This is a genomic window from Lysobacter sp. A421 (assembly GCF_054052145.1).
Map to the genome: position 1 here is coordinate 796,967 of NZ_JBSVRL010000001.1, position 12,905 is coordinate 809,871.

A 12,905-nucleotide genomic window follows, 5' to 3' on the forward strand; every position below is an offset into this window, starting at 1 on the left:
ACCGTGCCAGATACCCAGTCGTATCGCGCCCCCATGATCACCGGCGCCGTGTTCCTGTTGATCGGACTGGCCCTTCTGGGCGGCGGTGGGTGGCTGGTGCTGCTTGGCGGGTCCTGGTACTACCTGCTGGCCGGCCTGGGTTTCGCATTGGTCGGGGTGCTTCTGTGCATGCGCCGCCGGATGGCGCTGATCCTCTATGCCCTGTTGCTGCTGGCCACGCTGGTGTGGGCGTTGTGGGAGTCGGGGCTGGACTGGTGGCCATTGGCCAGCCGGCTCGGGGTGCCATTCCTGCTCGGTGTCTGGCTGCTGCTGCCCTGGGTCCGCCGCGGGCTGGATCAGCACCACGCCACGCCGCGCCGGCAACCGACTGCACGCAGCTCCTGGATGCCCCTGGCGGCCGTCGTCATCGCGACCTTGTTGCTGTCGGTTGCCTCGTGGTGGAACGATCCGCATCGCATCGAGGGCAATGCACCCGGTCCGCGACCCGCGACCGGCGCCATCACCGAGGCCGTGCCCACCGACGAATGGCATGCCTACGGGCGTACCCGGCAGGGCCAGCGCTACTCGCCACTGACCCAATTCACCCCGGCCAACGTGGCCGACCTGGAGGTCGCCTGGACGTACCGCACCGGCGATTTTCGGGGCCAGCCCGGCGACCCGGTGGAAACCACCTTCGAGGTCACGCCCCTGAAGGTTGGCAATCGCCTGTTCCTTTGCACGCCGCATCAGTCCGTCATTGCCCTGGACGCCACCACCGGCGAGGAGGTATGGCGGCTGGACCCGAAGATCCAGGGCAAACTCGCATTGCAGCACCTGACCTGCAGAGGGCTGTCGTACGCTGCCCGGCCCGCTGACGCAGGAGATGATGCGGGTAACGCGTCGCAGCGCACGTCCTCCGGCGCGCCCGTCGCCGTCGCCGTCACCGACCTGCCGATCGCCGACAGCTGCAGCGCTCAGTTATTCATGCCCACTGCGGATGGGCGCCTGATCTCGATCAATCCCGAAAATGGCAAGGTCTGTCCGGACTTCGGCAACGGCGACGGCCAGATCGACCTGTGGCAGCACATGCCGAACGTCAACCCGGGCTCCTATTACTCCACCTCGCCGGTGGTGGTGACCGACTCACTGGTCATCGTCGGCGGCACGGTGCTGGACAATGTCAGCGTCAACGAGGCGTCGGGCGTGATCCGCGCGTTCGATGTCGATACCGGCGAGCTGGTGTGGAACTGGGACTCGGGCAACCCCGACGACACCGCGCCGCTGGGCCCCGGTGAGACCTACACGCCTTCCTCGCCCAACAGCTGGTCCATCTCCAGTGTCGACGAGGCACTGGGGCTGGTATACGTACCGCTCGGCAACCAACCGCCCGACCAGTGGGGCGGTGATCGCAGCGAGTCGGTCGAGCGTTTCTCCTCCGCCGTCGTCGCGCTCGATCTCGCTACTGGACAGGTGCGCTGGGTATTCCAGACCGTGCACCACGACCTGTGGGACTACGACGTGCCGGCCCAGCCGACATTGATCGACCTCACCGTGGATGGCCGCACGGTCCCGGCGCTGGTGCAACCGACCAAACAGGGGGAGCTGTTCGTGCTCGATCGCCGCACTGGCGAGCCATTGTTGCCTGTCACCGAGACGCCCGCGCCGCAAGGTGCCGCCGAAGGCGACTGGACGGCCTCGACGCAGCCGGTGTCGGCGCTGTCGTTCAACCCGCCGCCACTGACCGGCGCCGACATGTGGGGCGCGACCCTGTTCGACCAGCTCGCCTGTCGGATCGCGCTGCGCAAGCTGCGTTACGAGGGTCGCTACACCCCGCCGTCCGAGCAGGGATCGCTGATCTACCCGGGCAACTTCGGGGTCTTCAACTGGGGTGGCATAGCGGTGGACCCGGTGCGCCAGATCGCATTCACCACGCCGACCTACCTGGCGTTCACCTCCACCCTGGTTCCGCGCGACGACGACGAAACGCTATACGTGCAGCCCGGCGGCGCGCCTCCACACGGCGCGCTACCGAGCCTGAACGAAAACTTCGGCGCGCCATTCGCGGTCGAGATGGGGCCATTCCTGTCGCCCATCGGCCTGCCCTGCCAGCAGCCGCCATGGGGCTACGTGGCCGCCGCCGACCTCACCACTGGCGAGGTCATCTGGCAGCACCGCAACGGCAGCGTGCGCGACCTCTCACCGCTGCCGCTTCCCTTCCGCATGGGCGTGCCCGGCATTGGCGGTCCGATCATGACCGGCGGCGGCGTGGCGTTCCTGTCCGGCAGCCTGGATGACTACGTGCGCGGTTACGACGTCACCACCGGCAAGCAGTTGTGGCAGCAGCGCCTGCCCGCCGGCGGACAGGCCACGCCGATGACCTACACCGGGACGGATGGGCGCCAGTACCTGGTGGTGGTCGCCGGTGGGCACGGCTCGCTGGGCACCACGCCGGGTGATTACGTGATCGCCTACGCGCTGCCGTCTGCTCAATGAACCCATGAACCCCGGTCCGTCCGGGTGTCATGGATCCTCGACCCCTCACATACAAGAACGGGCTCCCTGGGGAGCCCGTTTGAAGTTGCGCTGTCCGGGACAAGCCCGGTAGACACGCCCGTTAGATCGGTCAGGAGCGCAGCGGCACCAGCGTGATCTCGACGCGGCGGTTCTGCGCGCGACCCGAATCGGTGTCGTTGCTGGCCACCGGACGGCTCTCGCCGGCACCGGTGATGATGAAGCGATCGCGCACCACGCCCCTGGCCATCAGGTAATCGCCCACCGCGTCCGCCCGACGCACGGACAGTTGCTGGTTGTAGGCATCGGTACCCTTGCTGTCGGTATGACCGGCGACCTCGATGATGGTCTGGTTGTACTGGGTCAACGTGCCGGCCAGATTGTTGAGCACCGGATAGAACTGGGACTGCAGCGATGAGCTGTCAAAACCGAAGGTGATGCTGTCCGGCATGCTCAAGGTGATGTTGTCGCCCTGGCGCACGATATCCACGCCGGTGCCCGCCATCTGGTCGCGCAATGCGCGCTCCTGGCGATCCTGGTAGTTGCCGATAGCGCCCCCAGCCAAGCCGCCAACGCCAACGCCGACCAGCGCACGCTGGCGGCGTTCGGTGGCGTCGCCGCCGCTGAGCAGGCCCGCAACCGCGCCCGCCACCGCACCGATGATCGCGCCCTTCTTGGTGCGATCATTGCTGGGGTCAGGCTGCTGCCCATACGGGTCCTGCGGTTGGCCATAGTACCCGCCGCCGGTGGCGCAACCACCGAGCAACGCGGTCGTCATGGCAACGGCGAGTACGATTTTGACTGGGTTTTTCATGGGAGCGTCCTTCCTGACAGTGGGCCTGAGAAACATCAAGTGAAGCTAACCACGTTGCTGTATGAACAAGGTGATGGCGAATTTTACCTGTTCAGCTTTCGGCAGGCATTGCCTGCCGACAAGTTACTCGAAGCTGCCGATGGAGTCGTGCGACAGATTGTCGAATCGCGTGTACTCACCGAAGAACTTCAGCTTCAGCGATCCGGTCGGGCCGTTACGCTGCTTGCCGATGATGATCTCGGCCAGACCCTTGTCGGGCGAGTTTTCCTTGTTGTAGTAGTCATCGCGGTAGATGAACATGATGACGTCCGCATCCTGCTCGATCGCGCCGGACTCCCGGAGGTCAGCCATCACCGGACGCTTGTCGGCGCGGGTTTCCAGCGAGCGGTTAAGCTGCGACAGCGCGATCACCGGCACGTTGAGCTCTTTGGCGAGGTGCTTCAGGGAGCGTGAGATCTCGGAGATTTCGGTGGCACGGTTTTCGGTATTTCCCGGCACTGCCATCAGCTGCAGGTAGTCGACCACCACCAACCCCAGGTCGTGCTCGCGCTTGAGCCGACGGGCCTTGGCGCGCAGTGCGTCCGGCGACAGGCCGGGCGTGTCGTCGATGAATATCTTGGATTCCTTCAACATCCGGATCGCGCTGGTGACCCGGCTCCAGTCCTCGTCCTCCAACTGGCCACTGCGCAGACGCTGGGCATTGACGCGCCCGTTGGAGGAAATCAGGCGCAACGCAAGCTGGCTGGCCGACATTTCCATCGAGAACACTGCGACCGCCTTCTTGCTCTTGATCGCGGCGTACTCGGCGATGTTCAGCGCCAGCGTGGTCTTGCCCATCGCCGGACGCGCTGCCAGGATCAGCAGGTCGGTCGGCTGCAGTCCGGCGGTCATCTCATCCAGTTCGGTGTAGCCCGTTGGCAGGCCGGTGACCGTGCCGCCGGCGGCGTAGCGCGTCTGCAGGACATCGAAGGCTTCCGACAACGCGGAGTTGATGGCGGTGAAATCGGTGCGGCCCCGCGCACCGGCCTCGGCGATCGCGAATACCTGCTGCTCCGCCGAAGACAGCAGCTCGCTGCTCTCACGGCCCCCGGGCTGGAAACCATCGTTGACGATGGTGGTGCCGACCTCGATCAATTTGCGCAGGACGGCCTTGTCACGGACGATTTCGGCGTAGGCCTTGATGTTGGCAGCCGACGGCGTGGTGCTGGCCAGCTCGATCAGGTAGGCACCGCCAGCAACCTGCTCGCCCTCCCCCATCGATTCGAACCACTCGCCCAGGGTGACCGCGTCGAAGGGTTTGTTCTTTTCGGCCAGCTCGCGGATCGCGCGGAAGATCAACTGGTGGTCGCGCCGGTAGAAATCATGCTCGGCGAGGCTGTCAGCGACCTGGTCATAAGCGTCCGGGGCCAGCATCAGGCCGCCCAGCACGGCCTGCTCGGCTTCGATCGATTGTGGCGGAATCCGCAACTGGTCCAATCGTTGTTCGGATCGGGTCTCGAAGCGCGAATCACTGCGCTGTTCACCGTGAAAGCCGGGGCGTGCACTCATCAAGGACAGGTTCCTGGCAGTGGCCGTGCGGCAGGGACGCGCGCAGGTCGAACACGCATCCTAGTGCGGGATGCGCGTGGGGGTTGCAGACAAGTCTGTGGATAACTGGTGGATAGCGCGGGACAAGTCAGCAAAAACACGAAAGGCGCCTCGCGGCGCCCTTCGCTTTATCAGACAAACGTGCCCAGCGTGCAGGCCGGGGCGAACCCCGGCCCGGTAGCAATCAGCTGACGTCGCCTTCGACAATCACCTTGACGATGGCTTCGACATCGGTGTGCAGGTGCACCACGACTTCGTAGGTGCCGGTGTGGTGGATGGGACCCTTGCCCATGATCACCTCGGACTTCTCGACCGGCTGGCCCAGCTTGGTCAGCTCCGCGGCGATATCGTTGCTGGTGATGGAGCCGTACAGCTTGCCTTCGGCGACGGCGTTGGCGTGGATCGTGATGGACACGTCCTCGAGGCCGGCACGACGGGCTTCGGCGTCGTCATGGCGCGTCTTGGCCTTGGCCTCGTACTCGGCACGACGGGTCTCGAACTCGGCCAGGTTGGCGGCGGTAGCCGGCGTGGCCTTGCCCTGGGGGACCAGGAAGTTGCGCGCGTAGCCCGGCTTGACGTCGACCTTGTCGCCGAGCCTGCCGAGGTTCTGCACGTTTTGCAGGAGGATCAATTGCATGGTGTTGCTCCGTATTCGTTAGCGGGGCGTGAGGCCCCGCAACTGATGGCTGTCCGAATGGGCTCAGGCGTGGTGGTTGTCGGTGTACGGGATCAGGGCCAGGAAACGGGCGCGCTTGATCGCGGTCGCCAACTGACGCTGGTACTTCGCCTTGGTGCCGGTGACCCGGCTGGGGACGATCTTGCCGGTCTCGGAAACGTTCTGGCGCAAGGTATTGAGATCCTTGTAATCGATCTCCTTGACGCCTTCGGCGGTGAATTTGCAGAACTTGCGACGGCGGAAAAATTTGGACATGGGTACGCTGCTCCGGGAGGGCGTGATCAGGCGGTTTCGGTGCTGTCGTCGGACGTGGCTTCCGGCGCGGCTTCAGGCTGGGCGGCGGGCTTGTCGCCGGCGCCGTCAGAGCTGCTGCCTTCGTCGTCGCGGCGACGACGATCGCCACGGTCGCCGCGGTCGGGCTTGTCACCCTTCTCGTCCTTGAACTTCATGATCAGCGACTGCTCGGTGTCCGCCTCGTCACGCTTGATGACCAGGTGGCGCAGGATCGCGTCGTTGAAGCGGAAGCTGTCGACCAGCTCGGCCAGCACAGTCTGGTTGCACTCGATGTTCATGAGTACGTAATGGGCCTTGACCAGGTTCGCGATCGGGTACGCCAGCTGACGCCGACCCCAGTCTTCGAGGCGATGGATCTTGCCTTCGCCGCCCTCGATCAAGCCCTTGTAGCGCTCGATCATGGCCGGCACCTGCTCGCTCTGGTCGGGATGGACCAGGAACACGACTTCGTAATGACGCATGGTGTTGTCCTTGTGGATATCGGCCTTGTTGGCCGGTCAGCCCCCCGTGGCCGTGGCTCGACACGCGGTGGGGCAAGGTTCCTGCGGCAAGATGCCGAAGGAAGCCGGTGATTATCGCAGTTTTCCGGTATGGGAACCATAGGCGCGCTTCTCGCGGCGCGCGTGGTTCGCCTAGGCGAGGTCGGCGCTGGTGGTAAAACTTTCCCCACAGCCGCATTCGGCACTGGCATTGGGGTTGCGGAACAGGAACTGCTCGCCCAGACGCTGCTTGACCACGTCAATCTGGGTTCCATCGACTTGCGGCAGGCTGAGCATGTCCACGTAGACGCGCACGCCGTCCTGCTCGAACACGGTGTCGCCGGGACGCTCTTCGGTGGCCAGGTCAGCATGATGCTGCCAACCGGAGCACCCGGTCTTGGCGGCCCCGAAGCGCAGACCGATCGCATCCGGGCTGTCGCCGAGGAAGCGCTGCACGCGAGCCAGCGCGGCCGGGGTCATGGTGACGCTCATAAAAAAACCTCCGTTGATGCTGCCATTATAGGTGAACGGCAACGCGATGCCTCGCAAGCACGCCGGCCCACCCGTAAACTCCAACTCCCCACCATATCGGCCCTCAAGGGCAAGGAATCAAGGCATGACGGCGGTTTGCGCATGACGATAACCAGCGTCCAGCACGCGCTCGCAGGCCAACTGCCGGTCGGTGGTGAAATCACCGTCCGCGGCTGGGTGCGCACCCGGCGTGACTCCAAGGCCGGCCTGAGCTTCGTGAATGTCAGTGACGGCTCCTGTTTCGCACCCATCCAGGTCGTCGCGCCCGCCACCTTGTCCAATTACGAGGACGAGGTGAAGCACCTGACCGCGGGCTGCTCGGTGATCGCCACCGGTGAGCTGGTCGCCTCCCAGGGCCAGGGCCAGGGGTTCGAGATCCAGGCCCACAAACTCGAGGTGGTCGGCTGGGTCGATGACCCGGAAACCTACCCGATCCAGCCCAAGGCCCACTCGCTGGAGTTCCTGCGCGAGGTCGCCCATCTGCGCCCACGCACCAACCTGTTTGGCGCCGTCACCCGCATCCGCCACTGCCTGGCCCAGGCCGTGCACCGGTATTTCCACGAGAACGGCTACTTCTGGATCAGTACGCCGATCATCACCACTTCCGATGCGGAGGGCGCCGGGCAGATGTTCCGGGTCTCGACCCTGGACGTGGCCAACGTGCCGCGCGACAAGACCGGTGCGGTCGACTTCAGCCGCGACTTCTTCGGCAAGGAGACCTTCCTGACCGTGTCCGGCCAGCTCAATGCCGAGGCCTATGCGCTGGCGCTGAGCAAGGTGTATACGTTCGGGCCGACCTTCCGTGCCGAGAACTCCAACACCACCCGCCACCTGGCCGAGTTCTGGATGGTCGAACCGGAGATCGCGTTTGCCGACCTGATGGAGAACGCCCGGGTCGCCGAGGACTTCCTCAAGTACCTGTTCCGCGCGGTGCTGGACGAGCGCGCCGACGACATGGCCTTCATCGACCAGCGTGTGCAGAAAGGGGCAGTGGATCGGCTGGAAGGGTTCATCAACGCGCCGTTCGAGCAGATCGATTACACCGACGCAATCAAGTTGCTGCAGGACTCCGGGCACAAGTTCGAGTTCCCGGTGGAATGGGGCCTGGACCTGCAGACCGAGCACGAGCGCTGGCTGACCGAGCAACACGTCGGCCGGCCGGTGGTCGTCACCAACTACCCCGAGCACATCAAGGCTTTCTACATGCGCCTGAACGACGACGGCAAGACGGTCGCGGCGATGGACGTGCTGGCGCCGGGCATTGGCGAGATCATCGGCGGCAGCCAGCGCGAGGAACGGCTGGACGTGCTGGACGCGCGCATGCGCCAGTTCGGGCTGGATCCGGAGCATTACCAGTGGTACCGCGACTTCCGTCGTTATGGTTCGGTGCCGCACGCCGGCTTCGGGCTCGGCTTCGAGCGGCTGGTGGTCTACGTCTGCGGACTGAGCAACATCCGCGACGCGATCGCCTTCCCGCGCGCGCCGGGCAACGCCGAGTACTGAATGCCAATGACCCGTCGAGGTGGTGATTCGTGATCCTGTTCTTTGCCCTGCTTTGCCTTGCCGTCGCCATCGCCGGCGCAACCGCGTTCGTCATCTTCTGGCCGCTGACGCTGGTGCACATGCGTGATCGCCAGCCGGAACTGCTGGAAAGCCTCGGTCCCAACGCGTTTGCCCGTCCGCCGGCGTGGTTGTGGTTGCTGCGCGGCCACTATCGCTCGGCCGCCGACCACAACCTCAATGGCCTTGCCACCCCGGCACGGATCGCACTGCTGACCATCGTCGGCGGATTGCTGAGCTCCGGCGTGTTGACGCTGATCGCCAAGGCCGCGTCATGAGCGCCGGACAGTGGTGGCTGGCGACGCTAGGACGCACGGTGGTCTGGGCCCGGATGCGGGTACTGGAGGCCGGCACCGCCGAGATACTCGACAGCGATGGCAATACCCTGCCCTTCGACAGTGAGGACTCCGCCCGATCGACGTTGATGGATGCCGAGTTCGCTGAGCTGTCCGGCATGGACGAGGACGATGCCAACTCACGGGGCTTCATGCTTGCCGAGCTGATTGCGCCCCAGGCCGACGATGACGGGCAATTGCGCGCGCGGATGGTGCAGACGCTCGCATCCAGACCAAAGGGGAACTGACATGGACATGGATCTCGGCGGGAAGCACGCGTTGGTGTGCGGTGCCAGCCAGGGCATCGGATGGGCCACCGCCAAGGCGTTGGCGGAGCTGGGCGCCGATGTCACGTTGCTGGCGCGCCGCGAGCCATTGTTGCGCGACTTGACCGCACAACTAGCCATGCCTCGCAGCAGCCAGCAGCATGGCTGGATCGCGGTCGACGCCGCCGAGACCCGGCAACTGCGCGCCCAGGTCGAATCACTGGTTGCCGCCAGGCCGGTGCATATCCTGGTCAACAACAGCGGCGGGCCGCCGCCCGGAGCCGTGCATGGCGCCGACGTCGCCGCGTTCGAGTCGGCACTGCGCCAACACCTGCTCGGCAACCATGTGCTCGCCGAGGCGGTGATCCCGGGCATGCAGCGCGACGGGTTCGGCCGTATCGTCAACGTGATCTCGACCTCGGTAAAGGAACCGATCAAGGGCCTGGGTGTATCCAACACCACCCGCTGGGCCGTCGCCAGCTGGGCCAAGACCCTGGCCGGTGAGCTGGCACCGTCCGGCATTACCGTGAACAACGTGTTGCCCGGCTCGACCCAGACACCGCGCATCGAGCAGATCATCGACGCCACCGCGACCCGTAGTGGCCGCCGCCGCGAGGAAATCGTCGCCGACATGGTCGCTGCCATCCCGATCGGGCGCTTTGCCAAGCCGGAGGAAACGGCTGCGGCAATTGCGTTCCTGTGCTCACCGGCGGCCAGCTACATCACCGGCATCAACCTGCCCGTGGATGGCGGCCGCACGCGGTCCCTGTAACCCGGCTGTCGCTGGCGGTAAGCTAGCCCGATGCACCTGACCCACTGGATCGACGGCAAACCATCCGGCCCTGCTGGCGGTGGCGACATCGATGTGTTTGATCCGGCAACGGGACAGGTTTTCGCCACGGTTGCCGGCGGCGACAGCGCGGTGGTCGACACCGCCGTCAGCGCCGCACAAACCGCGTTCCCCGGTTGGGCGGGCCTGCCCAATTCCGAACGATCGCGCTGGCTGGAAAAGCTCGCCGACGCACTGGAAGCGCGTGCCGGGGATTTTGCGCTGGCCGAGTCACGCGATGCCGGCAAACCCATCTCGCTGGCACGCGAGGTGGAAATCCCACGGGCCATCAGCAATCTGCGCTTCTTTGCGCATGCCGCGACCCAGTTCGCCAGCCAGTCCCACCATGGCCAGGCCGGATTGAACTACACCCTGCGCCCGCCACTGGGCGTGGTGGCGACCATTTCACCGTGGAACCTGCCGCTGTACCTGCTGACCTGGAAGATCGCACCGGCGCTGGCCGCGGGCAACACCGTGGTCGCCAAGCCCTCGGAGATCACGCCTGTCACGGCCAGCATGCTGGGCGAGCTGGCGTCGGAGATCTGCTTTCCTCCGGGTGTGCTCAACATCATCCACGGACACGGCACTGCAGTTGGCGAGCCATTGGTGATCGACCCCCGGGTCAAGGCCGTATCGTTCACCGGCAGTACCGCGGTCGGGCGCCGGCTCGCCGGCTTGACCGGACCACTGTTGAAGAAGACCTCACTGGAGTTGGGCGGCAAGAACGCAACGCTGGTGTTCGCCGACAGCTCCTGGCGCGAGGACCTGGACCTGCTGGTGCGCTCCGCGTTCCAGAACTCCGGCCAGATCTGCCTGTGCGGTTCGCGGATACTGGTCGAGCGCGGGATCCACGACGAGTTTCGCGATGCCTTCGTCGAGCGTGTAAGCCAGTTGCGGATCGGCGAACCGGCTGCCCGGGACACCCAGGTTGGCCCGCTGGTCTCCCAGGCCCATTTCGACAAGGTCGTCGCTGCGATCGAATGCGCACGCCAGGAAGGTGGCTCGATCCTGTGCGGCGGGCATGCGCTCGACCGCCCCGGCTGGTTCGTCAGCCCGACGGTGATCGAAGGCCTGCCACCCGATTGCACAAGCAACCGCGAGGAGATCTTCGGCCCCGTCGTCACGCTGCAGACGTTCGACGATGACCAGCAGGCATTGGACCTGGCCAACGCGGGCGACTACGGATTGGCCGCCTCGCTCTGGACCCGCGACCTCAACCGCGCCCATCGCCTGGCCGCCCGGCTGCAGGTCGGCATGGTCTGGATCAACACCTGGCTGCAACGCGATCTGCGCACGCCGTTCGGCGGCATCGGCAACTCCGGGCTCGGCCGCGAAGGCGGCTTTGAGGCCATGCAATTTTTCACCGACGCCAAAAACGTCGGCCTCCACATCGGATAACCCTGCATGAACTCTCTGAAAGACCTGCTCCACAAAAACCGCGAATGGGCCGACCGCGTCAGTGCCGAGGACCCCGGGTTCTTCGAGCGCCTGTCGCGCCAGCAGGCGCCGGAATTCCTCTGGATCGGCTGCTCGGATTCGCGGGTGCCGGCCAACCAGATCATCGACGTCTCACCGGGCGAGGTGTTCGTCCACCGCAATATCGCCAATGTCGTCGTCACCACCGACCTCAACTGCCTGTCGGTGATCCAGTTCGCGGTCGACGTTCTCAAGGTCAAGCACATCCTGGTGGTCGGGCACTACGGTTGCGGGGGCGTGCACGCGGCCCTGCACGACCAGCGGCTGGGGCTGTCCGACAACTGGGTGCGACACGTCGCCGACGTCGCCGAGAAGCACGAGGCCAGCCTGCTCGCGTTCGACGACGACGAGCTCAAGCACGACCGCCTGTGCGAGTTGAACGTACTGGAACAGGTGGTCAACGTCTGCCACACCACCATCGTGCGCGACGCGTGGGCACGCGGCCAGGCGGTGTCGGTACACGGCTGGGTCTATACCCTGCGCGATGGCCGCGTGCACGACCTCGGCGTCGACGTAGCCGCAGCCAAGAGCCTGTCCTCCATCTATACCGAAGCGTTGGCGCGCATCCGCGCCGACCGGGAGGATCGATGAGATGAGCGACGCAATACGCGCAGCCGCCGCGCCGCGGCCGGTTGGCTTGTATCCGCACGCCCGCCGTGTCGGCCACCTGCTGTTGCTGTCGGGCATCGGGCCGCGCGATCCCGTCAGCAATGCGATTGTCGGCAACGTGCATGATGCCGAAGATCGCCTGCTCAGTTACGACATCGACGCCCAGACCCGTGCGGTGTTCGCCAACGTCCGTGCGGTACTGGAGTCCAGCGGCGCACGTTGGCAGGATCTGGTCGACGTGACCGTCTACCTGACCGACATGGTCGCCGACTTCCCACGCTACAACGCGGTCTGGGCCGAGTACTTCCCCGACATCGATACCGCGCCATGCCGCACCACCGTGGGTATCAACTCCTTGCCGACGCCGATCGCCATCGAACTGAAGTGTATTGCTGCCCTGAAGGAGTAAGCCATGCTGCCCAACCCACTCAACCTGCACGCCTGGATCGAGGAGCATCGCCAACTGCTCAAGCCGCCGGTCGGCAACAAGGTGGTCCACGATGGCGACTTTATCGTGATGGTGGTCGGTGGCCCCAACGTACGCAGCGACTATCACTTCGACGAGGGACCGGAATGGTTCTATCAGATCGAGGGCGAGATGATCCTGCGGATCCAGGAGGCTGGCGCGGACGGGGTGTGCGCGGTGCGCGACATCCCGATCCGCGCCGGTGAGATCTTCCTGCTGCCGCCGCGGGTACCGCATTCGCCACAACGCATGCCCGGCTCCATCGGGCTGGTGGTGGAGCGCAAGCGCCTGGCCCACGAGGACGACGGCCTGATGTGGTTCTGCGAACGCTGCAACCACAAGTTGTACGAGGAATTCTTCCATCTGGAGGACATCGAGACCGATTTTCCGCCGGTCTTCGAGCGCTTCTACGCCTCCCGCGAGCACCGTAGCTGCAAACACTGCGGCTACCTCAACCCGGCGCCCGACAAGTACGTCATGGCCGACACCTGAC

The 12,905-nt window shown here is 65.2% G+C and carries 15 protein-coding genes; 9 read left to right on the top strand and 6 right to left on the bottom strand.

Going from position 1 to position 12,905, the window contains the following annotated elements; all coding sequences use genetic code 11:
- The first annotated feature begins 3 nt into the window (after positions 1–3).
- Entirely contained in the window at positions 4–2,472 is a 2,469-nt protein-coding gene (locus ACW7G6_RS03595) for a membrane-bound PQQ-dependent dehydrogenase, glucose/quinate/shikimate family (RefSeq protein WP_456997543.1), read from the top strand.
- Between the two features lie 130 nt (positions 2,473–2,602).
- On the opposite strand, the gene ACW7G6_RS03600 is transcribed toward ACW7G6_RS03595, so the two are convergent.
- From ACW7G6_RS03600 to ACW7G6_RS03625, 6 genes are all read right to left on the bottom strand, one after another.
- A complete protein-coding gene (locus ACW7G6_RS03600; protein WP_456997544.1) occupies positions 2,603–3,304 on the bottom strand; it encodes an OmpA family protein in 702 nt (233 codons plus the stop codon).
- Between the two features lie 123 nt (positions 3,305–3,427).
- On the bottom strand, positions 3,428–4,852 hold the full coding sequence (locus ACW7G6_RS03605; RefSeq protein ID WP_456979502.1) for a replicative DNA helicase: 1,425 nt from the start codon (positions 4,850–4,852) through the stop codon (positions 3,428–3,430).
- A gap of 223 nt (positions 4,853–5,075) precedes the next feature.
- Positions 5,076–5,528, bottom strand: coding sequence for a 50S ribosomal protein L9 (gene rplI, locus ACW7G6_RS03610; RefSeq protein ID WP_456979503.1), 453 nt, complete (start codon positions 5,526–5,528; stop codon positions 5,076–5,078).
- A 63-nt stretch (positions 5,529–5,591) separates the two neighbouring features.
- On the bottom strand, positions 5,592–5,822 hold the full coding sequence (gene rpsR / locus ACW7G6_RS03615) for a 30S ribosomal protein S18 (RefSeq protein WP_456961590.1): 231 nt from the start codon (positions 5,820–5,822) through the stop codon (positions 5,592–5,594).
- A gap of 26 nt (positions 5,823–5,848) precedes the next feature.
- Positions 5,849–6,322 carry a 30S ribosomal protein S6 gene (rpsF, locus tag ACW7G6_RS03620; RefSeq protein ID WP_456979504.1) on the bottom strand — a complete coding sequence of 158 codons (474 nt, stop codon included), beginning with the start codon at positions 6,320–6,322 and terminating at the stop codon, positions 5,849–5,851.
- 171 nt (positions 6,323–6,493) lie between these two features.
- The gene (locus ACW7G6_RS03625) at positions 6,494–6,832 is read right to left on the bottom strand and encodes a HesB/IscA family protein (RefSeq protein ID WP_456961592.1); all 339 of its coding nucleotides are present in this window, start codon (positions 6,830–6,832) and stop codon (positions 6,494–6,496) included.
- A gap of 141 nt (positions 6,833–6,973) precedes the next feature.
- On the opposite strand from ACW7G6_RS03625, the gene asnS reads away from it, so the two are divergent.
- From asnS to ACW7G6_RS03665, 8 genes are read left to right on the top strand one after another with little or no spacing between them, the layout of a single operon-like run.
- On the top strand, positions 6,974–8,374 hold the full coding sequence (asnS, locus tag ACW7G6_RS03630) for an asparagine--tRNA ligase (protein ID WP_456979505.1): 1,401 nt from the start codon (positions 6,974–6,976) through the stop codon (positions 8,372–8,374).
- 29 nt (positions 8,375–8,403) lie between these two features.
- Positions 8,404–8,709, top strand: a complete 306-nt coding sequence (locus tag ACW7G6_RS03635) for a hypothetical protein (protein WP_456979506.1) — start codon at positions 8,404–8,406, stop codon at positions 8,707–8,709.
- Positions 8,706–9,014 (top strand): hypothetical protein, encoded by a 309-nt coding sequence (locus ACW7G6_RS03640; protein ID WP_456997545.1) that lies wholly within the window; start codon positions 8,706–8,708, stop codon positions 9,012–9,014. Before ACW7G6_RS03635 ends, ACW7G6_RS03640 begins: the two co-directional genes overlap by 4 nt.
- A 1-nt stretch (position 9,015) precedes the next feature.
- On the top strand, positions 9,016–9,804 hold the full coding sequence (locus ACW7G6_RS03645; RefSeq protein ID WP_456997546.1) for an SDR family oxidoreductase: 789 nt from the start codon (positions 9,016–9,018) through the stop codon (positions 9,802–9,804).
- 30 nt (positions 9,805–9,834) lie between these two features.
- A complete protein-coding gene (locus ACW7G6_RS03650) occupies positions 9,835–11,259 on the top strand; it encodes an aldehyde dehydrogenase (protein ID WP_456997547.1) in 1,425 nt (474 codons plus the stop codon).
- A 6-nt stretch (positions 11,260–11,265) separates the two neighbouring features.
- Positions 11,266–11,928: a carbonate dehydratase gene (can, locus tag ACW7G6_RS03655; protein ID WP_456979510.1), complete on the top strand. Its 663-nt coding sequence runs from the start codon at positions 11,266–11,268 to the stop codon at positions 11,926–11,928.
- Position 11,929: 1 nt separating this feature from the next.
- Complete coding sequence (locus tag ACW7G6_RS03660) at positions 11,930–12,355, top strand: RidA family protein (protein WP_456997548.1); 426 nt, start codon at positions 11,930–11,932, stop codon at positions 12,353–12,355.
- A gap of 3 nt (positions 12,356–12,358) precedes the next feature.
- The gene (locus tag ACW7G6_RS03665) at positions 12,359–12,904 is read left to right on the top strand and encodes a 3-hydroxyanthranilate 3,4-dioxygenase (protein WP_456997549.1); all 546 of its coding nucleotides are present in this window, start codon (positions 12,359–12,361) and stop codon (positions 12,902–12,904) included.
- The last annotated feature ends 1 nt before the right edge of the window (position 12,905 follow it).